Source organism: Mesorhizobium sp. M0587 (assembly GCF_040320945.1).
Taxonomy (GTDB): Bacteria; Pseudomonadota; Alphaproteobacteria; order Rhizobiales; family Rhizobiaceae; genus Mesorhizobium.
The window spans coordinates 88449-112853 of record NZ_JAMYQP010000001.1 but is presented as its reverse complement, the minus strand read 5'-3'; the positions used below and the strand labels follow the sequence as shown (position 1 = coordinate 112853).

General features: G+C 61.7%; 27 protein-coding genes. 24 read left to right on the top strand and 3 right to left on the bottom strand.

The annotated features are described in order from the left end of the window. Positions 1-33 precede the first annotated feature (33 nt). The 10 genes from NKI49_RS00525 to gph all read left to right on the top strand — a co-directional run bounded on the left by NKI49_RS00525 (position 34) and on the right by gph (position 10033). Entirely contained in the window at positions 34-1080 is a 1047-nt protein-coding gene (locus NKI49_RS00525; protein WP_352598273.1) for a class 1 fructose-bisphosphatase, read from the top strand. Between the two features lie 5 nt (positions 1081-1085). Then, positions 1086-1958, top strand: a complete 873-nt coding sequence (locus NKI49_RS00520) for a phosphoribulokinase (RefSeq protein WP_352598274.1) — start codon at positions 1086-1088, stop codon at positions 1956-1958. 10 nt (positions 1959-1968) lie between these two features. Continuing rightward, positions 1969-3987, top strand: a complete 2019-nt coding sequence (gene tkt, locus NKI49_RS00515; RefSeq protein WP_352598275.1) for a transketolase — start codon at positions 1969-1971, stop codon at positions 3985-3987. Between the two features lie 13 nt (positions 3988-4000). Beyond that, positions 4001-5080 (top strand): class II fructose-bisphosphate aldolase, encoded by a 1080-nt coding sequence (gene fba, locus NKI49_RS00510; protein WP_352598276.1) that lies wholly within the window; start codon positions 4001-4003, stop codon positions 5078-5080. A 20-nt stretch (positions 5081-5100) separates the two neighbouring features. Then, entirely contained in the window at positions 5101-6594 is a 1494-nt protein-coding gene (locus NKI49_RS00505; protein ID WP_352598277.1) for a ribulose-bisphosphate carboxylase large subunit, read from the top strand. 17 nt (positions 6595-6611) lie between these two features. Next, a complete protein-coding gene (locus NKI49_RS00500; RefSeq protein ID WP_352598278.1) occupies positions 6612-7046 on the top strand; it encodes a ribulose bisphosphate carboxylase small subunit in 435 nt (144 codons plus the stop codon). A 6-nt stretch (positions 7047-7052) separates the two neighbouring features. Next, positions 7053-7991 (top strand): CbbX protein, encoded by a 939-nt coding sequence (gene cbbX, locus NKI49_RS00495; RefSeq protein WP_352598279.1) that lies wholly within the window; start codon positions 7053-7055, stop codon positions 7989-7991. A 62-nt stretch (positions 7992-8053) separates the two neighbouring features. Beyond that, positions 8054-8740: a ribulose-phosphate 3-epimerase gene (gene rpe / locus NKI49_RS00490; RefSeq protein ID WP_352598280.1), complete on the top strand. Its 687-nt coding sequence runs from the start codon at positions 8054-8056 to the stop codon at positions 8738-8740. A gap of 37 nt (positions 8741-8777) precedes the next feature. Next, the gene (locus NKI49_RS00485; RefSeq protein WP_352598281.1) at positions 8778-9335 is read left to right on the top strand and encodes a thioredoxin family protein; all 558 of its coding nucleotides are present in this window, start codon (positions 8778-8780) and stop codon (positions 9333-9335) included. Next, the gene (gene gph, locus NKI49_RS00480; protein WP_352598282.1) at positions 9332-10033 is read left to right on the top strand and encodes a phosphoglycolate phosphatase; all 702 of its coding nucleotides are present in this window, start codon (positions 9332-9334) and stop codon (positions 10031-10033) included. Before NKI49_RS00485 ends, gph begins: the two co-directional genes overlap by 4 nt. A 125-nt stretch (positions 10034-10158) precedes the next feature. Here the strand turns inward: gph and NKI49_RS00475 are convergent, their stop codons facing one another. Both NKI49_RS00475 and NKI49_RS00470 read right to left on the bottom strand, forming a co-directional pair. Then, complete coding sequence (locus NKI49_RS00475) at positions 10159-10536, bottom strand: c-type cytochrome (protein WP_352598340.1); 378 nt, start codon at positions 10534-10536, stop codon at positions 10159-10161. A 259-nt stretch (positions 10537-10795) separates the two neighbouring features. Next, the gene (locus NKI49_RS00470) at positions 10796-10993 is read right to left on the bottom strand and encodes a hypothetical protein (RefSeq protein WP_352598283.1); all 198 of its coding nucleotides are present in this window, start codon (positions 10991-10993) and stop codon (positions 10796-10798) included. 154 nt (positions 10994-11147) lie between these two features. Here NKI49_RS00470 and NKI49_RS00465 point away from each other — a divergent pair, with 154 nt between their 5' ends. The 5 genes from NKI49_RS00465 to NKI49_RS00445 all read left to right on the top strand — a co-directional run bounded on the left by NKI49_RS00465 (position 11148) and on the right by NKI49_RS00445 (position 15656). Then, a complete protein-coding gene (locus NKI49_RS00465) occupies positions 11148-12137 on the top strand; it encodes an ABC transporter substrate-binding protein (RefSeq protein WP_352598284.1) in 990 nt (329 codons plus the stop codon). Continuing rightward, positions 12134-12961, top strand: coding sequence for an ABC transporter permease (locus NKI49_RS00460; RefSeq protein ID WP_352598285.1), 828 nt, complete (start codon positions 12134-12136; stop codon positions 12959-12961). The genes NKI49_RS00465 and NKI49_RS00460 overlap by 4 nt, the downstream gene beginning before the upstream one ends. Then, positions 12930-13670 (top strand): ABC transporter ATP-binding protein, encoded by a 741-nt coding sequence (locus NKI49_RS00455; RefSeq protein ID WP_352598341.1) that lies wholly within the window; start codon positions 12930-12932, stop codon positions 13668-13670. Before NKI49_RS00460 ends, NKI49_RS00455 begins: the two co-directional genes overlap by 32 nt. Before the next feature lie 34 nt (positions 13671-13704). Further along, positions 13705-14676 carry a quinoprotein relay system zinc metallohydrolase 2 gene (locus NKI49_RS00450; RefSeq protein ID WP_352598286.1) on the top strand — a complete coding sequence of 324 codons (972 nt, stop codon included), beginning with the start codon at positions 13705-13707 and terminating at the stop codon, positions 14674-14676. Positions 14677-14792: 116 nt separating this feature from the next. Next, the gene (locus NKI49_RS00445) at positions 14793-15656 is read left to right on the top strand and encodes a quinoprotein dehydrogenase-associated SoxYZ-like carrier (RefSeq protein WP_352598287.1); all 864 of its coding nucleotides are present in this window, start codon (positions 14793-14795) and stop codon (positions 15654-15656) included. Positions 15657-15800: 144 nt separating this feature from the next. Here the strand turns inward: NKI49_RS00445 and NKI49_RS00440 are convergent, their stop codons facing one another. Then, positions 15801-16154, bottom strand: a complete 354-nt coding sequence (locus NKI49_RS00440; protein WP_352598288.1) for a hypothetical protein — start codon at positions 16152-16154, stop codon at positions 15801-15803. Positions 16155-16958: 804 nt separating this feature from the next. Here NKI49_RS00440 and NKI49_RS00435 point away from each other — a divergent pair. The 9 genes from NKI49_RS00435 to pqqE all read left to right on the top strand — a co-directional run bounded on the left by NKI49_RS00435 (position 16959) and on the right by pqqE (position 24405). After that, complete coding sequence (locus tag NKI49_RS00435; protein ID WP_502899447.1) at positions 16959-18734, top strand: methanol/ethanol family PQQ-dependent dehydrogenase; 1776 nt, start codon at positions 16959-16961, stop codon at positions 18732-18734. Positions 18735-18913: 179 nt separating this feature from the next. Continuing rightward, the gene (locus NKI49_RS00430; RefSeq protein ID WP_352598290.1) at positions 18914-19438 is read left to right on the top strand and encodes a c-type cytochrome, methanol metabolism-related; all 525 of its coding nucleotides are present in this window, start codon (positions 18914-18916) and stop codon (positions 19436-19438) included. A gap of 1 nt (position 19439) precedes the next feature. Beyond that, complete coding sequence (locus NKI49_RS00425) at positions 19440-20303, top strand: substrate-binding domain-containing protein (RefSeq protein ID WP_352598291.1); 864 nt, start codon at positions 19440-19442, stop codon at positions 20301-20303. A 31-nt stretch (positions 20304-20334) separates the two neighbouring features. Beyond that, complete coding sequence (locus tag NKI49_RS00420; RefSeq protein ID WP_352598342.1) at positions 20335-20892, top strand: PQQ-dependent catabolism-associated CXXCW motif protein; 558 nt, start codon at positions 20335-20337, stop codon at positions 20890-20892. 159 nt (positions 20893-21051) lie between these two features. Further along, on the top strand, positions 21052-21147 hold the full coding sequence (locus NKI49_RS33330; protein ID WP_155915029.1) for a hypothetical protein: 96 nt from the start codon (positions 21052-21054) through the stop codon (positions 21145-21147). A gap of 153 nt (positions 21148-21300) precedes the next feature. Then, the gene (gene pqqB / locus NKI49_RS00415) at positions 21301-22239 is read left to right on the top strand and encodes a pyrroloquinoline quinone biosynthesis protein PqqB (RefSeq protein ID WP_352598343.1); all 939 of its coding nucleotides are present in this window, start codon (positions 21301-21303) and stop codon (positions 22237-22239) included. Next, positions 22236-22994 (top strand): pyrroloquinoline-quinone synthase PqqC, encoded by a 759-nt coding sequence (gene pqqC, locus NKI49_RS00410; protein ID WP_352598292.1) that lies wholly within the window; start codon positions 22236-22238, stop codon positions 22992-22994. Before pqqB ends, pqqC begins: the two co-directional genes overlap by 4 nt. Continuing rightward, a complete protein-coding gene (pqqD, locus tag NKI49_RS00405; RefSeq protein WP_352598293.1) occupies positions 22991-23287 on the top strand; it encodes a pyrroloquinoline quinone biosynthesis peptide chaperone PqqD in 297 nt (98 codons plus the stop codon). Before pqqC ends, pqqD begins: the two co-directional genes overlap by 4 nt. Beyond that, positions 23284-24405, top strand: coding sequence for a pyrroloquinoline quinone biosynthesis protein PqqE (gene pqqE / locus NKI49_RS00400; RefSeq protein ID WP_352598294.1), 1122 nt, complete (start codon positions 23284-23286; stop codon positions 24403-24405). The genes pqqD and pqqE overlap by 4 nt, the downstream gene beginning before the upstream one ends.

Below are 24405 nucleotides of genomic sequence, written 5' to 3'. Positions count from 1 at the left end.
CCCGAGGAGATGCGGCTGGATCGGGAGGTTACGATGCCAGCGGCAACGCTCGACGCTTTTCTGAATTCCTATCTCGGCCCGCCGGACGAGTTGCGCTCCGCGGTCGTAGCCACTGTCCGTCAGCTGACGCAGGCCGCCACCAAGATCCGCAATACCATCAATCAAGGGGTGCTCGGCGCGGCCTTTGCCGGGACCCGCGGCGCCAATGCCGATGGCGATGTCCAGAAGGATCTCGACATCTTCGCCGACGACATCTTCCTCGACGCCATGCGCCACGCTCCGGTCGCGCTCTACGCCTCCGAGGAACTGGAGCAGCCGGTCCTGCTCGACAGGCAAGCGCCTCTCGCCATCGCCATCGACCCGCTCGACGGTTCGTCCAACATCGACACCAACGTGTCGATTGGAACGATTTTCTCGCTCCTCCCTGCAACTGGCGCGCCGGACGGGAATCCGGCCGCCTCTTTTTTGCAGGCAGGCGTGAACCAGCTCGCCGCCGGCTTTTTCATCTACGGGCCGCAACTGGCGCTGGTTCTGTCGCTCGGCAGCGGCACGCATGTCTTCGTCCTCTCGACCAGGCTCGGCACCTTCGTCCAGGCCTATGAGAGCCGGATCATTCCGCAACGCACCCAGGAGTTCGCCATCAACGCCGCCAACTACCGGCACTGGGATGAGGCGGTGCGGCTCTATATCGACGACTGCCTGGAAGGCACCGAAGGCCCACGCGAGAAGGATTTCAACATGCGCTGGATCGCTTCCCTGGTCGCCGACTGCTACCGCATATTGATGCGCGGCGGCGTATTCCTGTATCCAGGCGACACGCGCAAGGGTTACCGCCAGGGGCGGCTGCGCCTCGTCTATGAGGCCAACCCGATCGCCTATCTCATCGAACAGGCGGCCGGTGCCGCCACCGATACGATCACCCGCATTCTCGAAATCGAACCCGAGAGCCTGCACCAGCGCGTCCCCATGGTGTTCGGATCGGCGCGGGAAGTCGCGCGCATCACCCGCTACCACACCGAGCCCAGTGCGATCGGCGAGCGTGCGCCGCTGTTCAGCCGCCGCGGCCTTTTCAGGGCCTGAGTACCATGTCGGCAAAGCACCCCATCATCACCATCACCGGATCGTCTGGCGCAGGCACCACCTCGGTCAAGCGCATCTTCGATCTGATCTTCCGGCGCGAGAACATCGAGGCCGCCTTCATCGAGGGCGATGCCTTTCACCGCTACGACCGGGCCACGATGAAGACAAAGGTGGCCGAGGAAGAGAAGGTTGGCAATCCGAACTTCACCCACTTCAATGCCGAAGCCAACGAGCTCGCAATCCTCGAAGAAGTGTTTGAGGAATATGGCCGCCGGGGAACCGGAAAGACCCGCACCTACATCCATGACGAGGACGAGGAGAAGCAGTACGGCACGCCGCCGGGACATTTTACCGAATGGCGCGAATTCGCTCCGAGCGACCTGCTCTTCTACGAGGGCCTGCATGGCTGCGTCGTCACCGACAAGATCAACCTGGCTAGGCACGCGGACCTCAAGATCGGCGTGGTGCCGGTCATAAATCTCGAATGGATCCAGAAGATCCATCGCGATCGCGCAACGCGCGGCTATTCCACCGAGGCGGTGATGGACGTGATCCTGCGCCGCATGCCGGACTATGTCCGCTACATCGTCCCGCAATTCTCGCAGACCGCCATCAATTTCCAGCGCGTGCCGATCGTCGACACGTCCAACCCGTTTATCGCGCGCTGGATCCCGACGCCCGACGAATCGATGCTGGTCATCCGCTTTGCCAATCCCCGCGGCATCGATTTCCCTTACCTGCTCTCAATGATCCACGACTCCTTCATGTCGCGGCCGAATTCCATAGTGGTTCCAGGCAACAAGCTCGACCTCGCCATGCAGCTCATCCTGACGCCGCTCATCCTGCAATTGATCGAACGCAAGAACCGTGTGTCGTGAGGAGGACGCCATGAACAGCCAAGCCGCATTGAAGCCCGTCGCCGCCGTCTCGGAGCGCGACATGGCGAACGCGATTCGCGCACTGGCGATGGACAGCGTCCAAAAGGCCAATTCCGGTCATCCGGGCATGCCGATGGGGATGGCCGACGTCGCGACGGTGCTGTTCGGCCGCTTCATCAACATCGATCCGTTGGCGCCCAACTGGCCCGATCGCGACCGCTTCGTGCTTTCGGCCGGGCATGGGTCGATGCTGCAATATGCGCTGCACTACCTGCTCGGCTACGCAGACATGCCGATCGAGGAATTGCAGCGGTTTCGCCAGCTGGGCAGCCGCACCGCCGGACATCCGGAACATGGCCATGCGCTTGGCATCGAGACGACGACCGGTCCGCTCGGACAAGGTATTTCGACCGCCGTCGGCATGGCGCTGGCGGAGCGCATGCTTGCTGCCCGCCACGGCGCCGATCTCGTCGATCATTTCACCTACGTGATCGCCGGCGACGGTTGCCTGCAGGAAGGCATCAGCCATGAGGCGATCGATCTTGCCGGTCACCTGAAGCTCTCAAGGATGATCGTCTTCTGGGACGACAATGCGATCTCGATCGACGGACCGACTTCGCTGTCGACATCGATGGACCAGCCGGCACGATTCAAAGCCGCTGGATGGCACGTCCAATCGGTGGACGGCCACGATATGGACGCCGTCGCTGCGGCAATCGAAGCTGCGCAGCAGTCGGATCGGCCGTCCTTGATCGCCTGCCGCACGGTGATCGGCAAGGGCGCGCCCAATCTCGGCGGTTCCGAGAAGACGCATGGCGCGCCGCTCGGCGATGCAGAGATCGCCGCGACGCGCGAAAACATCGGCTGGGCCCACGCGCCGTTCGAGGTGCCGGACGACATCGTTTTCGCCTGGCGTGAAATTGCCGAGCGCGGGCAAGCGGCGCGGCTCGCCTGGGAGCAGCGGCTTGCTGCCTCGCCGCAGCGCGAGGCCTTTGCGAGCGTGATCGCCGGCAACTTGCCCGACGCGGTCTTCGAGGCCCTGGGCGCCTTCCGCAAGGAGCATGTCGAGAAGGCGACCAAGGTCGCAACGCGCAAAGCCTCCGAAATGGCGCTCGGTGTGATCAACGCTGCTACCGAGCTGACCGTCGGCGGTTCCGCCGATCTGACGCATTCGAACCTGACGATCACCAAGGGCATGGATCGCATAGCGCCTGATGACTATGCCGGCCGCTACATCCATTACGGCATCCGCGAGCACGGCATGGCCGCGGCCATGAACGGAATCGCGCTGCATGGCGGGTTCGTGCCTTATGGTGGTACGTTCCTGTGTTTCGCCGACTATGCGCGCGGCGCGATGCGGCTCTCGGCGCTTATGGGCCAGCGCGTCATCTACGTGATGACGCATGATTCCATCGGCCTCGGCGAGGATGGTCCGACGCACCAGCCGGTCGAGCACCTGGCGATGCTGCGGGCGACGCCCAACCTCAACGTCTTCCGTCCGGCCGACATCATCGAAACAGCCGAGTGCTGGGAACTGGCGCTGAAGAGCGAGAGCCGGCCGAGCGTGCTGGTGCTCTCGCGCCAGAACCTGCCGATGCTGCGCCAAGCACACAGCAACGAGTCACACAGCGAGGAGAACCGGTCGAGCCAGGGCGCTTACATCCTGCGCGAGCCAGCCGAGCACCGCGCCGTGACGCTGATCGCCACCGGCTCGGAGGTCGAGATTGCCGTTGCCGCCGCGGGACGGCTGGAAGCCGAGCACGGCATCGCCGCCGCGGTCGTCTCGATGCCGTGCTGGGAGCTTTTCGAGGAACAGGATGCGGACTACCGAAAGTCCGTCCTCGGTTCAGCGCCGCGCGTTGCCATGGAGGCAGCCGCCCGTCTCGGCTGGGACCGCTGGATCGGCGACACCGGCGCTTTCGTCGGCATGGCTGGTTTCGGCGCCAGCGCCCCTGCCCCGGATCTCTACCGGCATTTCGACATCACGCCCGAAGCCATCGCGGCAGCGGCGCTGAAGCTCATCATCTAGGAGGACCCGACAAATGGCCCGCATCACCCTTCGCCAGCTTCTCGACCATGCCGCCGAGCACGGCTACGGCGTTCCGGCATTCAACATCAACAACATGGAACAAGGCCTCGCCATCATGGAGGCGGCCAAGGCCTGCGACGCGCCGGTCATCATCCAGGCCTCGCGCGGTGCGCGCTCCTATGCCAACGACATCATGCTGGCCAAGATGATGGAGGCGTTGACCGAAATCCATCCGGCCATTCCGCTATGCGTCCATCAGGATCACGGCAACAACGAAGCCACCTGTCTTTCGGCGATCCGCCACGGCTTCACCTCGGTGATGATGGACGGGTCATTGATGGCGGACGCCAAGACGCCGGCGAGCTACGATTACAACGTCGCCATCACCGAACGTGTCGCACGCATGGCGCATTGGGTCGGCGCTTCGGTCGAAGGCGAGCTTGGCGTGCTGGGGTCGCTGGAAACCGGCCAGGGCGAAGCCGAGGACGGGCACGGCGCCGAAGGCGCGCTTTCCCACGACCAGCTTTTGACCGATCCCGATCAGGCGGTCGACTTCGTGACCGCAACCCAGGTGGACGCGCTGGCGATCGCCTGCGGCACCTCGCACGGCGCCTACAAGTTCAGCCGCAAGCCCGACGGCGGCATCCTCGCCATGCAAGTGATCGAGGCGATCCACGAAAAGCTGCCCAACACACATCTGGTCATGCATGGCTCTTCCTCCGTGCCGCAGGAACTGCAGGACATCATCAACAAATATGGCGGCGAGATGCCCCAGACCTTTGGCGTTCCGGTCGGGGAGATCGAGCGCGGCATCCGCTACGGCGTGCGCAAGGTCAACATCGACACCGATTGCCGCATGGCCATGGCCGGGCAGTTCCGTCGCGTCGCGACGGAGGACCCGCGCGAGTTCGATCCGCGCAAATTCCTCAAGCCCGCCATGGATGCCTTGCGCGACCTTTGCCGCGATCGCTTCGAACGCTTCGGCACCGCGGGCAACGCCTCGAAAATCAGGGTTATCGCCATGGACGAGATGGCCAAACGTTACGCCACGGGAAAACTCGACCCGCATGTCGCAACCGCGAAAGCCGCCTGAGCGGCAACAGGAGACCTGTCATGAACAAGATCGACATGCCGTCGCCAGGCACGCTCAAGGAAGGCAAGGAGCGCTACAAGTCAGGGGTCATCCCCTACAAGAAGATGGGCTACTGGGAGCCGGACTACCGGCCCAAGGAGACCGACCTGATCGCCATGTTTCGGATCACACCGCAACCCGGTGTCGACCACGAGGAGGCAGCGGCCGCCATTGCCGGTGAATCCTCCACCGCGACATGGACCGTGGTGTGGACCGACAGGCTGACCGCCTGCGAGCTGTACCGCGCCAAGGCGTTCAGATCCGAGCCGGTGCCGAACACAGGTCCCGGCACCAGGACTGAGCAACAGTACTTCGCCTATATCGCTTACGACCTCGACCTGTTCGAGCCGGGCTCAATCGCCAACCTGACTGCATCGATCATCGGCAACGTGTTCGGCTTCAAGGCAGTCAAGGCCTTGCGCCTCGAGGACATGCGCATCCCGGTGGCTTACCTCAAAACCTTCCAGGGACCGGCGACCGGCATAGTGGTCGAACGTGAGCGGCTCGACAAATTTGGCCGGCCGCTGCTCGGCGCGACGACGAAGCCGAAGCTTGGCCTGTCAGGCCGCAACTACGGCCGTGTCGTCTACGAGGCGCTGAAGGGTGGCCTCGACTTCGTCAAGGACGACGAGAACATCAACTCGCAGCCCTTCATGCACTGGCGCGACCGCTTTCTCTACTGCATGGAGGCTGTGAACAAGGCGTCGGCCGCCACCGGCGAGGTCAAGGGCCATTATCTCAACGTCACCGCCGGCACGATGGAGGAGATGTACGAGCGCGCCGAATTCGCAAAACAGCTTGGCTCCTGCATCGTCATGATCGACCTCGTCATTGGCTACACGGCGATCCAGTCGATGGCCAAGTGGGCACGCCGCAATGACATGATCCTGCACCTGCACCGCGCCGGCAACTCGACTTATTCGCGCCAGAAGAACCACGGCATGAATTTTCGCGTCATCTGCAAATGGATGCGGATGGCCGGCGTCGATCACATCCATGCCGGCACGGTGGTCGGCAAACTGGAAGGCGACCCGCTGATGATCAGGGGGTTTTATGACACGCTGCGCGAGGAACGCACGCCGCAGAACCTCGAAACCGGGCTGTTCTTCGATCAGGAGTGGGCCTCGCTCAACAAGGTGATGCCCGTCGCCTCGGGCGGCATCCATGCCGGCCAGATGCACCAGTTGATCCATTATCTCGGCGAGGACGTCATCCTGCAGTTCGGCGGCGGCACGATCGGCCATCCGGACGGCATCCAGGCCGGCGCGACGGCCAATCGCGTCGCGTTGGAGGCTATGATCCTCGCCCGCAACGAGGGCCGCGACTATCTGCGCGAAGGGACCAAAATACTCGAACAGGCGGCCAGATGGTGCACGCCGCTGAAGGCGGCCCTGGAGACCTGGAAGGACGTCACCTTCAATTACGAATCGACCGACACGGCCGACTTCGTGCCAACCGCAACGCCCAGCTTCTAGAAGAAGGAACCGTCGCCATGATGACCAATCCGGGAAACAAGGTCACGCAAGGACAGTTTTCGTTCTTGCCCGACCTGACCGATGAGCAGATTTCGGCGCAGATCAAATACGCGCTGAAAAACCATTGGGCGGTCAGCGTCGAGTACACGGACGATCCGCATCCGCGAAATACCTATTGGGAAATGTACGGCAACCCGATGTTCGACCTGAGGGACCCGGCGGGCATCCTGCTTGAAGTCAACAATTGCCGGAAAACCATGCCCAACATGTATGTCCGGGTCACCGCCTTCGATTCGACCAAGGGTTGGGAAGCGCCGCGCATGTCGTTCATCGTCAACCGGCCGCCCAACGAACCCGGGTTCCGGCTACTGCGCCAGGAGCGCGACGGCCGCAGCCAGGGTTATTCGATCGTGCCTTATGCGACCGACAGGCCCGAAGGCGAGCGGAGCTAGCCAACCATGCTGAACGCGATAGCAAAGGGCGCTGCCGCGCAGGACGAATCGGTTGATCTGCAGGCCGAGTTCGAGGCCTCTAACATCGACGAGGTGATGGACAAGCTCGACCGCGAACTCGTTGGCCTGAAGCCCATCAAGAACCGCATCCGCGAGATCGCTGCGCTGCTCCTGGTCGACCGGCTTCGCCGCAAGTTCGGGCTGACCTCGGGCGCACCGACGCTGCACATGAACTTTACGGGAAATCCCGGTACCGGAAAGACCACCGTGGCGCTGAGGATGGCCGAAATCCTGCATCGCCTCGGCTATGTCCGCGAAGGCCACATAGTCGCGGTGACGCGAGACGATCTCGTCGGTCAGTATGTGGGCCACACCGCGCCCAAGACCCGCGAAGTGATCAAGCGCGCCATGGGCGGCGTGCTTTTCATCGACGAAGCCTACTACCTCTACAAGCCCGAAAACGAACGCGACTACGGCCAGGAATCGATCGAAATCCTGCTGCAATGCATGGAAAACAATCGAGACGATCTGGTTGTGATTCTTGCAGGCTACAAGAACAAGATGGACCGCTTCTTCGACAGCAATCCCGGCATGCGCTCGCGCATCGCCCATCACCTCGATTTTCCCGACTACGGCGTCGGCGAACTCAAGTCGATCGCCGAGATCATGCTGGCGGAACAGAATTACCGTCTCAGCGAAGCGGCGGCCAAGGCGCTCGAAGAGTATCTCCCGATCCGTATGCGGCTGCCGCATTTCTCCAACGCGCGGTCGGTCCGCAATGGGCTCGACCGGGCGCGGCTTCGCCAGGCCAACCGGCTCTTCGCGTCGCGCGACCGGGCGTTGACGAAGACCGACCTTATCACCATTGAGGAATCCGATATTCGCGGCAGCCGCGTGTTCGCGGAAGGTAAGCTCGAAGGCGAACCGGAGACGAAGGCGCGCTGACAAGAGACGCCGGTTGGTGTGAAGCGACCGGAAAATGGAAGACAGAGTGGGAGCCGACGACCATGGGTACCAAGACAATCATCGCGCCCTCGGTGCTTTCCGCGGACTTCTCCCGGCTCGGCGACGAGGTCGAAGCCGTCGTCAGGGCGGGTGCCGACTGGATCCATCTCGACGTAATGGACGGCCATTTCGTGCCCAACATCACCTTCGGTCCGCCGGTGATCAAGACGATCCGCGATCGAACGGACAAGGTCTTCGATTGCCATCTGATGATCGCGCCGGCCGATCCCTATCTCGCCGCCTTCGCCGATGCCGGTTGCGACATCATTACGGTGCATGCCGAGGCCGGGCCGCATCTCGACCGTTCGCTGCAGGCGATCAGGAATCTCGGCAAGAAAGCCGGCGTGTCGCTGAATCCGTCGACGCCGGAAAGCGTCATCGAATATGTGCTCGACCGGCTCGATCTGGTGCTCCTGATGACAGTCAACCCAGGTTTCGGCGGCCAGGCTTTCATTTCGGCTGTCGTCGACAAGGTCAGGCGAATCAAGGCGCTGATCGGCAACCGCCCGATCGATATCGAGATCGACGGCGGCGTCACGCCCGAGACCGCTCCGCTGGTCACCGCGGCCGGCGCCAATGTGCTGGTTGCAGGCTCGGCCATCTTCAAGGGCGGCACCGAAGTTGCCTATCGCGCCAATATCGGCGCCATCAGACAGGCGGCCGACGGGGCGATCCGGCAAGCCGCATAAACCGCTTCATCGGCAAGCATTTTCATCGGAGGAAATCTTGGCGGCAATCCCACCTGTCTGCGACTTCGGCTGGCAAGCCGTCGATGCCGTTTTGCCCGGCGTCGACGGCAAATCGCATTCGATCTTCAGCCACGCCGGCCCGAACGGGCTGGTCGTGGCCTTCATCTGCAATCACTGCCCCTATGTGAAGGCAGTGATTTCACGCATCGTCCGCGACGCCGACGACCTCAAGGCCGAAGGCATCGGCTTTGTCGCGATCAACTCCAACGATGCCGACGCCTATCCGGATGATTCCTTCGACAACATGAAGCTCTTCGCCAGGACGAGCGGCTTCACCTTCCCCTACCTCCACGACGAGCGCCAGACGGTGGCGCGTGCCTATGGAGCCGTTTGCACCCCGGATTTCTTCGGGCTCAACAGCGAGTTGACGCTGCAATATCGCGGCCGGCTGGACGCGTCGCGACGCGACGCCGGACCGCCCGGACTGAGGCGCGACCTGTTCGAGGCGATGAAGCAGGTTGCCCGAACCGGCGATGGACCGCTGCAACAGATCGCTTCGATCGGCTGCTCGATCAAGTGGAAGGAGGCCGCATGAACGTCGGCGCAGGCAGGCCATTCCGATCGCGGAAGGCGATCCTGTTTGATCTCGACGGCACGCTGATCGATTCAGCGCCTGACATAACGGCCGCCGTCAACGAGTTGCTGGCTGGCCGCGATCTGCCGCCGCTGCGCCTGGAACAGGTCAAGGCGATGATCGGCGGCGGCGTCAGGAAACTGGTCGAGCGAGCCTTCGCGGCTTCCGGGGCACCGCTTCTCGGCAGCGCGCTCGATGAGGCCAACCGCGTCATGGCGCCGATCTATCGCCGACATCTGACCGGCCTGACAAAGCTGACGCCTGGCATCAGGGAGGTTCTCACCCATTTCCACCTGAGTGGGATAGCCATGGGCGTGGCCACCAACAAGCCGCAGTTGGCGACCCGCGAAATCCTGCTGCATTTCGGCCTGACGGAATATTTCGGCGCGATCGTCGGCGGAGACGCGGTGACAAATCCCAAGCCGGCGCCCGATGCCTTGCTGCTGGCGCTCGACCAGCTTCAGATCGAACCTCGCGACACGCTGATGGTCGGAGACAGCAGCGCCGACGTGGTCGCCGCGCGCGCCGCCGGTATCCCCGTCATTCTGCTGCGTGGCGGCTACACCCAAATTCCCGTTGAAGAGCTTGGCGCCGACCTCGTTTGCGACAGCCTGCTCGACCTGCCTTCCACGATGCAGAGGCTGCAAGACGCCGCTTGACCGGCGGCGCCAGGGTGGGCGCCGAACGGAGTTTCGAACGGCCGGAAGAACTGGGCCACTTCCTGCGGAAGAACCGGGGTTACTTCCTGCGGAAGAACCGGGTTACTTCCAGTGGAAGAACCGGGTTATTTGGAGAATTGCTTCAGATAGGCGATGACATTGGCGACGTCTTCGTCCTGCTTGAGACCGGCAAACGCCATTTTCGTCCCTTTGACCATGGCCTTGGGATCGTGAAGGTAGGTCGCCAGCGTGGCTTCGTCCCATTTGACGCCGGATTTGCCGGCTGCGACCATCGCTTGAGAATAGCTGAAACCCGGATGCGTGCCTGCCGTCCGGCCGACGACGCCGTTCAGCGACGGGCCGATCTTGTTCTTGTCCTGGTCGGCGATGTGGCAGACCTTGCATTTGGTAAAGACTTTCTCGCCCGCCGCGGCATCCTGTGCCTGGGATTGGTTCGTGAAGGCCACAACGGATACGACGGCGAAAAATGCAATTGCGCGCATGGTGTTTCCTCGTTGATCGTCTGCGTGCCGTGGATGGTTTGTGCGCGTCGATGCCTTGACCGCCGGCATCCGGTTTTACGCGGGACTATCCGCCCTCCTCTGGAATGGCAGCACCTGCACGCCTCGAAAAGCTAGACTGCCGCTGAGGGAAGTCAATCGTACAAAGGTCCTGTTTCGTTTCCCGACTGCGCAAGTGAAAGTGCTTGGCGGCATACGGTTCACATTGTTGACGCGTATTGGCCGAACGCGTAGCCTGACTTCAACCGGTTTCCTGTTCGGCACCTTCAGGAAATACGATGCGACTCCAAAGCACGGTCTCTGGAGAGATCGCCGCGCAGGCGACGATAGGTGCCAAATGGATACGGTCGATCTCATATTGACGGTGTGCCTGAGTGCCAATCCGGGCAATTGCCGAGACGAGCATCTCTATTTCGAGAGCCGTGGCTCTCTGTTCCAATGCATGGTCCTGGCGCCCAGCGAGATTGCAAAATGGTCTCAGGAACATCCGGGGCTCAAGATCGTGCGCTGGAAATGTGCCTTTCCGAGTAAGGAACGAGCGATTTGATCGACATCCCTAGTTCATCGGCGGCTGAGAAAAAGGAGACTGCAAGATGATTTCGCGGCGCGAAACGCTGCGTCTGGCATCTCTTGGGACAGCCGCCATCCTCGCCTTAAGGCCGGTTGCAGTCTTTGCAGCAGCCAAGATCCGAATTGGTGTCCTGAAGTTCGGCACCGTGAGCTGGGAGCTCGATACGCTGAAACAACACAAGCTCGACGAGGCCAACAGGATCGATCTGGAAATCGTCTACTTCGCCGGCGAGGATGCGACCAACGTCGCGATGCTGGCCGGCGCCATCGACATGATCGTGACCGACTGGCTGTGGGTCTCGCGCCAGCGCTCCGAGGGCGGCGACCTTACAATGGTTCCCTATTCGACCGCCGTGGGCGCAATCATGGTGAAGGAGAAATCGCCGATCCGGACGATCGCCGACCTCAAGGACAAGAAGATCGGTGTCGCCGGCGGACCGCTCGACAAGAGCTGGCTACTGATCCAGGCGCTGGCCAGGCGCGATCACGGCATAGACCTGCCGTCAACCAGTGACGTCGTCTTTGGCGCACCGCCGCTGATTTCGGAAAAGGCGATGCAGGGCGAACTCGATGCGGTACTCAATTTCTGGCATTTCTGCGCCCGGCTCGAGGCCAACGGCTTTCGTCGGTTGATCGGAGCGGATGATGCGGCCAAAGCGCTCGGAGCCTCGGGCGCCGTGTCGGCGCTCGGCTACGTCTTCCACGAACAATGGGCGAACGAGAATCCGGATTCCGCCCGGGGCTTCGTCAAGGCCTCCAAGCAGGCAAAGGACTTGCTGGCCAGATCCGACGATGAATGGCTGCGTCTGGCGCCACTGATTCGCGCGGAAGGCAAGGAGCTGGAAAAACTGCGCGACCGCTATCGCCAGGGCATTCCCAGACGGCCAGTCTCCGAGGAAGCGGCTGACGCGGGCAGGCTCTATCACGTGCTGGCTGCAATAGGCGGCGAGAAGCTGGTTGGCAGGGCGCCGGAGATGGCGCCCGGCACGTTCTGGCCGGAACTGGCGAAATGACCGCACCCGAAACCGGCGACGGCACAAACGGCGCGGCGACGGATATGTCCGGTCGATCCGGTTTGGCGACGGCACTGATGCCAACGCTGACGGTGGCGGTTTCGCTGCTCGGACTTTGCCTGCTGTGGAGCCTCGCGGCCCATCTATGGCAAAGCCGTGCCTTCCCCTCGCCAGGGCAGGTTTGGCAGGAACTGCTCAGGGAGGCGGCGAGCGGCGATCTTTTTTATCATCTTGGCGTGTCGCTCGGCCGGGTTGCCGCGGCATACGTCGTCGCAATGATCATTGGATCGGTCATCGGCGTCGTTCTCGGCAGCTATCGCGGTGCGGACCGGTTCTTCAATCCCTGGCTGATCCTGTTTCTCAACATTCCCGCGCTGGTGATCATCGTGCTCGCCTATATCTGGTTCGGCCTCAACGAGGCGGCGGCGATAGGCGCCGTCGCCGTGAACAAGATCCCGAATGTCGTGGTGACCATGCGCGAGGGCGCCAGGGCGCTTGACCCAATTTATGCCGAAATGGCCGCAGTCTACCGCTTCGGCCCCCTCGACCGCATCCGCCATGTCCTGCTGCCGCAACTGCAGCCCTATTTTGCCGCGGCTTCGCGATCCGGCATCGCTCTCATCTGGAAGATCGTCCTGGTGGTTGAACTGCTCGGACGTTCCAATGGCGTCGGCTTCCAGATCTATCTTTATTTCCAACTCTTCGACGTCGCCGCCATTCTTGCCTACACGCTGGCTTTCGTGGCGGTGATGCTTGTCATCGAACTTCTCCTGGTGCAGCCCGTTGAACGACATGCAACCCGTTGGCGCCGTCGTCCCGCTTAAGGTCGATATCGCCGAAAAGACCTTCAGATCCGCGCGAGGTGTCTCGGTGCCGGCGCTTCGGGGTCTGTCCTTCGAGGTCCGGCAGGGCGAATTCGCCTGTCTGCTCGGGCCGTCGGGCTGCGGCAAGACCACGACGTTGCGTATCTTGCTTGGATTGGACAAAGACTTTTCCGGCTCCTTCCAATTGCCGCAAGGCGGCTCGAATCGCATCGCCGCTGTGTTCCAAGAGCCTACTTTGCTGCCATGGCGGACGGTCGAGCAGAATGTCAGACTGGCGCTGCCGAAAGGCCTGAGGGCGAAAAATCTCGACGAACTGTTCGACAGTCTCGGCCTCACCGGCATGCGCTCGCTCTATCCGACGGAACTCTCGCTCGGCCTCGCGCGCAGGGCAGCACTTGCCAGGGCCTTCGCCAACGAGCCGGCGGTGCTTTTCCTGGACGAACCCTTCGCCTCACTCGATGAGCGGACTGCCTTGCGGCTTCGTCACCTGCTTCTGTCGGTGTGGTCGGCGCGGCCAACGACCGCCTTGATGGTAACGCACAATCTGCGTGAAGCGCTGATGCTCTCGGACCGCATCATCGTGCTCGCGCCGCAACCGAGCCATGTGCTGGGCATGTTCGATGTGCGGCTGCCGCGGCAACATCGCAATCCACGGGTGATGAGCGATCTGTTGCGGTCGTTCCATCGAAAATTTCCGGGCGTGACCTGATCGTCGCGACGGCCAGATGCTTAGCGGAGATTCCATGCCTATCGACGAGGTCCGGCGCAGATTTGTGGGTGGTTTCGCCTGCGTCGGCGCCAGCGCCGCGATGCTGCCATGCTGCTTTGGACGGGCCGTTCTGGCCGCTGCCGGCGGCCTGCAGTTGTCGGTCAGGCAAATCGCGGACGGCGTTTTCGCCTTCCAGGGCGCAGATGAATTGATGACGGCCGCCAATGAGGGCGCGATCTGCAATCTGGGCGTCGTCGTCGGCACCGATGCCGTTGCCGTCATCGACAGTGGCGGCAGCCTGGTAGAAGCGCATGCCTTCATTGCCGCGATCGGAAAGATAACCGCCAAGCCGATCCGCTTCCTGGTCAACACCCACATGCACCCCGACCACATCTTCGGCAACGCCGCATTCCGAGAGATCGGTGCGACCATCGTCGGCCATCACAATCTGCCCCGCGCCCTCGAGGCGCGCGGCGCGTTCTACCTGCACAACTATCGCGGACAGGTCGGCGACGCGCTTATGAAGGGGGTCGAGATCGTGCCGCCGACAATGCTGGTCGACGATCGCATGCGACTCGACCTCGGCGGCCGCACGCTCGAATTGCAGGCCTGGAAGCCGGCGCACACCGACAACGACCTGACTGTTTTCGACACCGCGACCAGCACCCTTTTTGCCGGCGACCTCGTGTTCATGGGTTCTTTGCCGACGCTCGACGGATCGCTGCTCGGCTGGCTCCGCCAGATGGACGCACTCGCCGCGATCGGCGCTGCGCGCGTCGTGCCGGGTCATGGTCCGGCACCGACCGACTGGCCGGAAGCGCTGACGGGAGAGCGGCGCTATTTCGAGGTTCTGGCCTACGATATTCGCAAGGCGATCGCCGACGGGACGCCGCTCGGCGCGGCAGTCAAAACCGCCGGCCGAAGCGAACGGGGCAATTGGCACCTGTTCGACGACTACAATGAACGCAATGCAACAGCAGCCTTCGCCGAGCTGGAATGGGAATAGACCACACCGACAGCGCCGCAGGCGGTGAAATGGATCGATTTGCCAACGCATCGTCAAAGGCCTACCCTTGGCGCCAGCCTGGGCACCACCTCTCTGACATCGGTGGAGGCATCGACATGCAAGAACACACTTACCACAACCGGCAGCTCGCCTTGCCGCTCGCAACCATCTTGGCCGTGAGCATCTTGACCATCGGCACGCTCTTCGGTTCCTCCGGAACCGCCACAGCACAGCAGACAAGCGTTTATTCAGACCGGATCTGGCAGGATTTGAAGGGCGACGTGTTCGGCGATCGGGCGATGCTGGTCGATACCGGCGTCGTCAGGATCGAGGCGCCGAAGCGGGCACAAGATGCCGCCATCGTACCCGTCGACATCTATATCGATCCCGCCAAGGCGCCCGACGGCATCAAATCCATCACCTTGATCATCGACGTCAATCCGGCACCGGTGGCGGCGACGTTCCAGATCGGCAAGGACGCCGGCGTGACACATCTGTCGACACGCGTACGCGTCAATGATTATTCCTATCTGCGCGCCATCGCCGAGACGCAAGGCGGGGAACTCCACATGGCCAAGACCTTCGTCAAGGCGTCAGGCGGCTGTTCGGCTCCCGCGGTCAAGAACATGGACGAGGCGATGGCGACGACGGGACAGATGAAACTGCGCCAGTTCCCGCCTCAAGAGACGATGACGAAGGTGCAGGAGCTGCAGTTGATGATCCGGCACCCGAACAATTCGGGCCTGCAGCGGGACCCGCTGACCCAGTATTTCATCCCCGCGCACTTCATCCACGAATTGTCGATCTCTCAGGCCGACAAGCCGATTCTCTCGATGGAGGGCGGAATATCGATTTCGGAGGATCCCAATTTCCGGTTCGATTTCACGGCGCACGGCAATGGCGAAATCCGTGTCGAGGCGACAGACACGGATGGCGAGGTGTTTCGCGGCCATTGGCCGATGGAAGCGGCCGGACTGTAAGGCACCGTCGCGCGCGCCTGCTCCGCCTGACTAGAGCCGGATGATTTCAGGTCAAGTCGACCTGAAATCTGAATCCGCCTCTAGATCAAAGAGATGAAGCATGATGTCGTCCGAAAACCGCTTCACACTTTTCGGCATCATGCTCTAAAAGCAACGTATGTCGGCTTCCGCTTGCGCGCGTTTCAGTTCTGTGCGCGCCGCTTTCGCCGGCGCGCTTTCGCGAAACAACCCTGCGGCCTCCCCTGTCGTCAGCGACATGCTTTTGAAGGTCTCCGCCCTCTCATAGTGATCGTAGGGAAGGATGGAGGCGATAACGTCGATCGAGCAGGAACAGCTTTCAAGCGCCTGACGTGTCTGGCCATTTGTCTGCATGCAGCCGAGCACGTAGTCGGCAACCGCTACCGTCGGGTAATCTCCCGCGGCGCCGGCTGGATTTGCGAAGGCCAGCGTCGCCGTAAAGACCAGCGGCAAAGTAGAAAATCCAACATATCCGATCATGAAGGAACCTCCGGTTGGCCTGGATACGACGCATCCAGACGGGACATCGTGCCAATTGGCGACGCACCGCAAATCCAGTCAAGCTCCCGTGGCCTCCGTATAGGACCAAAGGAGGAATGTCCCATCCGCCGACAAGAGCCCTCCATGACAGCTTCATGATCCGCTCCGTGCCCCGGTTCCAGCGTTCATTTCCCGCCTTGCTCACTATCGGCGTCCAACAAGACGCACACATACTTAACCCAACGTAGTTGGAGAACTATATCTAAATAAGTTCGAATAGGCACCGCATGGAGAATACCGTCATAATAGGACCACTATATAAATTGCGGCAGGCGCCAATCCGTTCAATAGTTTACTGGCAGATTCTCATCTTACTTGTTTCTTCATATTGCAACGCATCATAATTTATGTTGCACCGCAAGAGCGCAGCATGGGTTTTTGCTTGCCTGGCGTTTTGCAATGACATAGCTTTTTCCCTGTTTCCGGCTTCAAAAGCGCCATCGTCATTAGGGAGCGGCGGCAGTCTTGCGAAGGCCAAGTGGGGCGGGCAGTAACGGTGCCCTCTGCTTGTCGGGGTAGGTCGTGACAGCTGCCGGAAATACTTCCCACATGGATCGCTTGGGCAAGCCCTTGGGGCTTGACGATCGATTCTCCACTGTGAACCCGGGAGGATTTCGGATGCGTGCACTTGCGAAAACTACTTACATACTGACGACCGCCGCGTTTCTGTCGCTCGGCGCGGCCTATGCGGCTTCGGCCAACGAAGACCTTGCAAAGCTCGCATCGGATGCGAAGAACTGGGCGATGCAGACGGGTGACTACGCCAACACCCGCTATTCCAAGCTCGACCAGATCACCGCGGACAATGTGAAAAACCTGCAGGTCAAATGGAGCTTTTCCACCGGCGTGCTGCGCGGTCACGAAGGTGGGCCGCTGATCATCGGCGATGTGATGTATGTCCACACGCCTTTCCCCAACAACGTCTTTGCCCTTGACCTCAACAACGACGGGAAGATCCTCTGGAAATACGAACCCAAGCAGGATCCGAACGTCATACCGATCATGTGCTGCGACACGGTCAATCGCGGTGTCGCCTATGGTGACGGCAAGATCATTCTCAACCAGGCCGACACCACCGTCGTCGCGCTCGACGCCAAGACCGGTAAGGTCGTCTGGTCGGTCAAGAACGGCGACCAAACCAACGGCGGCAAGGGCGAATCAGGCACATCGGCACCCGTCGTCATCAAGGACAAGGTGCTCGTCGGTGTCTCCGGCGCCGAATTCGGCGTTCGCGGCTGGATAGCCGCTTACAATCTGAGTGACGGCAAGCTCGCCTGGAAGGCCTATTCGGAAGGTCCGGACGCAGACACCCTGCTCGATCCCGAGAAGACCACCCATCTCGGCAAGCCTGTCGGAAAGGATTCCGGTACGAACACCTGGGAGGGCGAACAGTGGAAGACAGGCGGCGGCACGACATGGGGATGGTATTCCTATGATCCCAAGCTGAACCTCGTCTATTACGGTACCGGCAATCCCTCGACGTGGAACCCGGTCCAGCGCCCCGGCGACAATCGCTGGTCCATGACGATCATGGCTCGCGATGTCGATACTGGCGTTGCCAAATGGCTCTACCAGATGACCCCGCACGACGAATGGGACTTCGACGGCATCAACGAGATGATTCTCGTGGATGGCATGGAAGTCAACGGCGCCAAGCACGACGTGCTGGTGCATTTCGACCGCAACGGCTTTGCCTACACCATGGACCGCGCCACCGGCGAACTTCTCGTCGCCAAAAAATACGATCCGGCGGTGAACTGGGCGACGGAAGTCAACATGGATCCCAAGAGCGACCAGTATGGCCGCCCGCAGGTCGTGGCCAAATACTCGACCCAGCAGAACGGCGAAGACACCAACTCGACCGGCATCTGTCCGGCCGCGCTTGGAACGAAGGACCAGCAGCCGGCGGCCTACTCGCCGAAGACCGGGCTGTTCTACGTGCCGACCAACCATGTCTGCATGGACTATGAGCCTTACAAAGTGAGCTACACCGCCGGTCAGCCCTATGTGGGCGCCACCGTGTCGATGTATCCGGCGCCTGGCGGTGACGGCAACATGGGCAACTTCATTGCCTGGGATGCAGCCAAGGGTGAGATCGTCTGGTCGAAGCCCGAGCAATTCTCGGTATGGTCGGGCGCATTGGCGACTGATGGCGACGTCGTCTTCTACGGTACGCTCGAAGGTTACATCAAGGCGGTCGATAAGGACGGCAAGGAACTTTACAAGTTCAAGACCCCGTCCGGGATCATCGGCAACATCACGACCTACGAGCATGACGGCAAGCAGTACATCGCCGTTCTGTCCGGCGTCGGTGGATGGGCTGGTATCGGTCTGGCAGGTGGCCTGCTTTCGCCCGATAACGCCGCTGCCTGGCATGGCGCCGTCGATCAGGGCCGTGCGCAAGGCGACCAAGCCGCGGTCGTTGGAACCGCTGGTCTGGGTGCAGTCGGCGGCTACGCGGCACTTGCCGACTACACGACACTGGGCGGTCAGCTCACCGTCTTCGGCCTCCCGGACTGACACGCGGGAACCATAAAGCATGCCCGAGGTCCTTGAAGGGATTGAAGGGTTGAGAAAGAGAGCCCCGGCTCATTGGAACCGAGGACGGGGCTCTCTCTTTCGTTGCGCACCAAAACATCGATCAATGCCGCTTGGCGACTGCAAAACCGCGTCCATGGCGAACCAAAGGAAGAGTTTGAATGTTTGTTCGCATTGCAATTTCGGCCCTCGCTCTGGTTCTTCTGCCTCTGGCAGGCCCAGGTCCCGCGCAGGCCGACGACAGCATGGAAAAAGCCAAGGCGGTGAAGGAAGAAGGTGGCAAGTATTTGGACGCGGACGGAAATCCTACCTACAAGATCGAGAACGGAACCGTCGATTGGTACACGTTCAGCGGATACCGCCGGTATCACTCCGATTGCCATGTCTGTCACGGACAGGACGCGACAGGTTCGAGCTATGCGCCGGCATTGGTCAACAGTCTGAAAACCATGGATTACGGGACGTTCCTCTCGATCGTCGCCGAGGGCCGCAAGAATGTCGGCGGCGGCAAGGAAAACGTCATGCCTGCGTTTGGCGACAACAAGAACGTCTATTGCTACCTGGACGATCTCTACGTCTATCTGCGCGCGCGCGCCGATGGCGCGGCGCCCCGCGGCAGGCCGCCCAAGCACGAAGACAAAGCCCAGGCAGCCAAGGATGCCGAAGCATCCTGCATGGGGGGATGATATGACCGGCTGCGTTGAATCGAAGCTGCGCATCGTCCTGCCGATCCTCGGCGCGATCGCCTTGCTGCCGTCGAACGCGCTGGCGCAAAACGCCGGCCTTGGCGCCGCGGGAGAACTGGTCGATCCCGATATCCTGCGCGTCTGCGCCGATCCCTCGAACATGCCCTTCACCGACAAGAACGGCCAAGGCTTCGAAAACAAGCTGGCCGAACTGGTTGCCAAGAAGACGGGGCGGAAATCAGTCGCTTACACATGGTTTCCCACTGTCACCGGCTTCGTGCGCAACACGCTTGGAGCCAACCGATGCGACATCATCATGGGCTATGCCCAGGGCGATGAACTGGTGCAGAACACCAACGCCTACTATCGCTCCTCCTATGTGCTGGTGCACCCGAGAGGCAATGGCATGGAAGGCGTCGAAACGATCGAAGATCCGAAACTCTCCGGCAAGAGAATCGGCGTCGTCGAAAGCACGCCGCCAACCGCCAACATGGCCGCAAACAAGCTCTTGCGAACAGCGAAAATCTATCCGCTGGCCGTCGATACGCGGGTCACCCCGTCGATGGGGGAGGTCATGATCAAGGACATGCTCGCCGGCAAGATCGACGCAGCGGTCCTGTGGGGTCCGATGGCAGGCTACTATGCCAAGGAACTCGGCACCGATGTTGCGATCATTCCGCTGGTGAAGGAAAAGACCGGGTCGCGCATGTCCTACCGCATCACCATGGGCGTACGTCCGTCCGACCAGGAATGGAAGCGGACGCTCAACCGGGTGATCAAGGAAAACCAGGCGGAGATCACCAAGATCCTGCTGAGTTACAACGTGCCGCTGATCGACGAACACGACAATCCGATCACGCAATAGCTAGGATGAGCCGGCAAGAATGTGGCAGGCGATGAAAGGAAAGGAAGCGGTTTTTCTGATGGCGGCAGGTGTGCTGGGCCTTATGGAGCCGGCATGGGCGGGCGGGGTTGATGAACCCGCAGGCTACCGGCTGGACGAATACCGGGCGCCGGTGCCGGACACGCTGCGAGGCGCCACGGTGGCGACAACGGAGGAGGCGGAAGCGCTGTGGCGAGCGAAAAAGGCAGTCTTCTTCGACGTAATGCCGAACACGCCGAAGCCGACCAATTTGCCGGCAGGAACGATATGGAGAGACAAGGTCAGAAAGGACATTCCTGGCAGCATATGGCTGGCCAACGTGGGATACGGCGCAATTTCGGAGGAGACAGCCAGCTATTTTCGCCAGGGCCTCGCGGCTGCGGCTGGCACCGACAAAACACGCGCGATTCTGTTCTATTGCATGACAAATTGCTGGATGTCCTGGAATGCCGCGAAGCGGGCGGTCGAGTGGGGCTACAGCTCAGTGATCTGGTATCCGCTCGGCGCTGATGGATGGGAAAGTGCAAATCTCCCGCTGGAGGAGAAAAGGCCCTACGCGATGGACAATTGAAGGAGGATCACGTTCGACAGTTTGTTTTTCGGTTTTCAAAACCTACCGTTTCATTTGTCCATTTTGAGATTTGATGGACGAGCCATTGCTTCGGTGCCCTGCAATGGCTGGCTAACGACAGGATCGGCCCCTTCGGGCTGGTATAAGAGGAGAAATGTCATGAAGAAGAGCTGGAAGAAACCGACCATGTGTCAGGTTGCTGCGGGCTTTGAAATTTCGCGGTATCTGCCTGCTGAAATTACTCCCAAGAAGTAGGCCGCAGAGGTGCGTGTCCCTGGCAACAGGGGCACGCATCCCCTTGCCGCACGCGGTCTTCGCGGGAGGCTTTGACGCACGCGATCTGGTGATGAAGTCGTTTACGACCGCAAGTTTCCTGCTGATTGAACAAGCCGCAGAGTGGGCTTGGCCATGCGCTTGAAGATCATCGGATCGGCGGCGGGCGGCGGTTTTCCGCAATGGAACTGCAACTATCGCCTGAGCCGTGCCGCTCGCGCCGGGATGGCTGGCGTGCATTCGCGAACCCAATCAAGTGTCGCCGCATCGGCGAATGGAGCCGGCTGGGTTCTTTTCAACGCCTCGCCCGACATTCGCCAGCAGATCGCGGCAACGCCTGAGTTGCAGCCCGCGCACGATGCGCCGCTGCGTTCGACGCCTATCCGCGCGGTGGTGCTGACCAATGCGGATGTCGATCATGTCGCCGGCCTGCTCAGCCTGCGCGAGCGGCAGCCTTTCGCTATCTATGCAACGACGCAGGTTCTGGCGACGCTGGAGGCGAATTCGATTTTCAATGTTCTCGATCCGGCACTCGTGCCGCGACGCCCCTTGCCGCCGGCGGAAGAACTTGCGATCTGCGATGCGGACGGCCACAACACCGGCGTGACCGTCGAGAGCTTTCCCGTGCCCGGCAAGATAGCCCTCTATCTCGAGGAAAGAAGCCAGCCAGACGCCAATTTCAGCTCCGACACCGGCGACACGATCGGCGTCCGTATCGCCGGTGCCGGCAGTCGCGGCTCGGTCTTCTATATCCCGGGCTGTGCACGCATCGATGCGACCTTGCGCGCGCGTCTGGCCGATGCCGCCTGCCTTCTGTTCGACGGCACGGTCTACGCCGACGACGAGATGATTGCCGCCGGCGTCGGCCAAAAAACCGGTGCGCGCATGGGGCATCTGGCAATGTCGGGAGAAACGGGTTCCATCGCCGGGCTGGCCGATGTGAGGATCGGCCGCCGCGTCTTCGTCCACATCAACAACACCAACCCTGTTCTGGACGAGGATTCCACCGAACACGCAGCGGTCAAAGCGGCCGGCTGGGAAGTCGCCCGCGACGGGATGGAGATGGAATTTTGAGTAATTTCCACGACGCGGCCAGAGACGGCCTGTCCTCCAGCGAACTCGAAGCCGTGCTGCGGCAGGTCGGTGCCGAGCGCTATCATAACCGCCATCCTTTCCACCACAGGATGACCAGCGGTGCGCTGTCGAGGACCGAGATGCAGGCCTGGGCGCTGAACCGCTATTGCTACCAGGCTGTCATTCCGCGCAAGGATGCCATGATCCTCGCCCAAGCCGAGGACCCGGCGTTTCGCGCCGCCTGGCGCAAACGCATCGAGGACCATGACGGCGAGGACGGCTGGAGCGGCGGTATTGCGCGCTGGCTGCATCTGGCGACGTCGCTCGGTCTCGGTGCCGATGCGGTGAAGAGCGAAAGGCTGGCGCTGCCGGCGACACGCTTCGCGGTCGGCGCTTACCTCTCCTTCTGCACGAACCGGACGCTGTTCGAGGCGGTCGCGTCGTCGCTGACCGAGATGTTCTCGCCGCTCATCATCGGCGAGCGGGTGCCGGCGATGCTGGCCAAATACGATTACATCACGGAGGATACGCTGGCCTATTTCAGCCGACGGCCCGAACAGGCATCGCGCGACGCCGACTTCGCCCTCGCCTATGTGCTCGGCCATGCCGACACGGCGGAACGCCAGCAGCAGGCGATCGATGCGCTGGTGTTCAAATGCGATATACTCTGGGCCATGCTCGACGCGCTTCAGCACGCCTATGGCGAGCCGGGAAACATACCGCCCGGCGCCTTCCGTCCGGAGGCAGCGCGATGATGGCGCTGCGCGAAAGAGCCCTGGTGTCGCCGCGATCGGCGCCATCGCTGCCGAAGCACGTGCGCATACAGTACGATCCCGTGCGGCAGGCGTTCGCCGTGCTTTCGCCGGAAAAGATATTCTGGCCGAACGACATCAGCCTCGACATATTGCGCCGCTGCGATGGACGGTCCACGGTCGCCCACATCATTGCCGGCCTTGCCGCGGATTATGACGCCGAACGGGAGGCCGTGGCGGCCGACGTCATCGCCTTTCTTCAGGAATGGTCGGACAAGCTGTTGGTGAAACTATGAGCGAACCCCTTCTCCCTCCGATCGGCATGCTGGCGGAATTGACGCATCGCTGTCCGCTGCAGTGCCCTTATTGCTCCAATCCGCTCGAATTGCTGAAGGCCAATCGCGAACTCGATACCCGGACCTGGCTCGACCTGTTCTCGCAGGCCGCCGATCTCGGTGTTCTCCAGGTGCATCTGTCCGGCGGTGAACCGACGCTACGCCGCGACCTCGAGCAATTGATCGCAGGGCTTTCGGCGCGGGGTGTCTACACGAACCTGATCACCGCCGGCGTCGGCATTGCCGAAGGCCGCATCGAGGCGTTTGCCGAAGCCGGGCTCGACCATCTGCAGCTGAGCTTTCAAGGCGCACAGCCGGCGACCACCGACCGCATCGGCAACCACAAAGGCGGCCACGAGAAGAAACTGGAGACGGCACGCCGCGCCCGCGCGGCCGGCCTGCCGCTCACCATCAATGCGCCGATCCATCGCCACAACATCGAGGAAGTGCCGGAGTTCATCGAGCTCGCCCTCTCGCTGGACGCGGAGCGGCTCGAGATCGCCAATGTGCAGTACGCCGGCTGGGCGCTGACCAATCGCGATCAACTGATGCCCGAGCGTGCCGCGGTCGACCGGCAGGCGGAGATCGTCGCGGCGGCGCGCGAACGGCTCGCCGGCATCATGAACATCGATTACGTCCCGCCGGATTATTTCGCCATCTATCCCAAGCCGTGCATGGGCGGCTGGGCGCGCGACGCCTTCATGGTGACGCCGGACGGCACCGTGCTGCCGTGCCACGCCGCACAGACAATCCCGTCGCTGAGATTTGAGCGTTTCGGACAGCGCAACCTGGCCGAGATCTGGACCGATTCACCGGCATTCAATGCCTTTCGCGGCACCGACTGGATGCAGCAGCCCTGCCGCAGCTGCGAGCGGCGTGAGATCGACTGGGGCGGTTGCCGCTGCCAGGCGATGGCGATTGCCGGCGATGCCGCTGCAACGGACCCGGCCTGCGCGAAATCGCCGATCCATGCCCGCATGGCGACGCTGATCGACCAAGCCCAGCGTACCGCGGCGGTTCCTTCGAAGGATGAACCTTTCGTCTACCGGCGGATCGGCGTCATGACCGAGCCCGCCTGA

Coding starts and splice junctions, on each gene's coding strand:
- NKI49_RS00525 (WP_352598273.1), top strand. CDS start 34: ATGCCAGCGGCAACGCTCGACGCTTTTCTGAATTCCTATCTCGGCCCG.
- NKI49_RS00520 (WP_352598274.1), top strand. CDS start 1,086: ATGTCGGCAAAGCACCCCATCATCACCATCACCGGATCGTCTGGCGCA.
- tkt (WP_352598275.1), top strand. CDS start 1,969: ATGAACAGCCAAGCCGCATTGAAGCCCGTCGCCGCCGTCTCGGAGCGC.
- fba (WP_352598276.1), top strand. CDS start 4,001: ATGGCCCGCATCACCCTTCGCCAGCTTCTCGACCATGCCGCCGAGCAC.
- NKI49_RS00505 (WP_352598277.1), top strand. CDS start 5,101: ATGAACAAGATCGACATGCCGTCGCCAGGCACGCTCAAGGAAGGCAAG.
- NKI49_RS00500 (WP_352598278.1), top strand. CDS start 6,612: ATGATGACCAATCCGGGAAACAAGGTCACGCAAGGACAGTTTTCGTTC.
- cbbX (WP_352598279.1), top strand. CDS start 7,053: ATGCTGAACGCGATAGCAAAGGGCGCTGCCGCGCAGGACGAATCGGTT.
- rpe (WP_352598280.1), top strand. CDS start 8,054: ATGGGTACCAAGACAATCATCGCGCCCTCGGTGCTTTCCGCGGACTTC.
- gph (WP_352598282.1), top strand. CDS start 9,332: ATGAACGTCGGCGCAGGCAGGCCATTCCGATCGCGGAAGGCGATCCTG.
- NKI49_RS00475 (WP_352598340.1), bottom strand. CDS start 10,536: ATGCGCGCAATTGCATTTTTCGCCGTCGTATCCGTTGTGGCCTTCACG.
- NKI49_RS00465 (WP_352598284.1), top strand. CDS start 11,148: ATGATTTCGCGGCGCGAAACGCTGCGTCTGGCATCTCTTGGGACAGCC.
- NKI49_RS00460 (WP_352598285.1), top strand. CDS start 12,134: ATGACCGCACCCGAAACCGGCGACGGCACAAACGGCGCGGCGACGGAT.
- NKI49_RS00455 (WP_352598341.1), top strand. CDS start 12,930: ATGCAACCCGTTGGCGCCGTCGTCCCGCTTAAGGTCGATATCGCCGAA.
- NKI49_RS00450 (WP_352598286.1), top strand. CDS start 13,705: ATGCCTATCGACGAGGTCCGGCGCAGATTTGTGGGTGGTTTCGCCTGC.
- NKI49_RS00445 (WP_352598287.1), top strand. CDS start 14,793: ATGCAAGAACACACTTACCACAACCGGCAGCTCGCCTTGCCGCTCGCA.
- NKI49_RS00440 (WP_352598288.1), bottom strand. CDS start 16,154: ATGATCGGATATGTTGGATTTTCTACTTTGCCGCTGGTCTTTACGGCG.
- NKI49_RS00435 (WP_502899447.1), top strand. CDS start 16,959: ATGCAGACGGGTGACTACGCCAACACCCGCTATTCCAAGCTCGACCAG.
- NKI49_RS00430 (WP_352598290.1), top strand. CDS start 18,914: ATGTTTGTTCGCATTGCAATTTCGGCCCTCGCTCTGGTTCTTCTGCCT.
- NKI49_RS00425 (WP_352598291.1), top strand. CDS start 19,440: ATGACCGGCTGCGTTGAATCGAAGCTGCGCATCGTCCTGCCGATCCTC.
- NKI49_RS00420 (WP_352598342.1), top strand. CDS start 20,335: ATGAAAGGAAAGGAAGCGGTTTTTCTGATGGCGGCAGGTGTGCTGGGC.
- NKI49_RS33330 (WP_155915029.1), top strand. CDS start 21,052: ATGAAGAAGAGCTGGAAGAAACCGACCATGTGTCAGGTTGCTGCGGGC.
- pqqB (WP_352598343.1), top strand. CDS start 21,301: ATGCGCTTGAAGATCATCGGATCGGCGGCGGGCGGCGGTTTTCCGCAA.
- pqqD (WP_352598293.1), top strand. CDS start 22,991: ATGATGGCGCTGCGCGAAAGAGCCCTGGTGTCGCCGCGATCGGCGCCA.
- pqqE (WP_352598294.1), top strand. CDS start 23,284: ATGAGCGAACCCCTTCTCCCTCCGATCGGCATGCTGGCGGAATTGACG.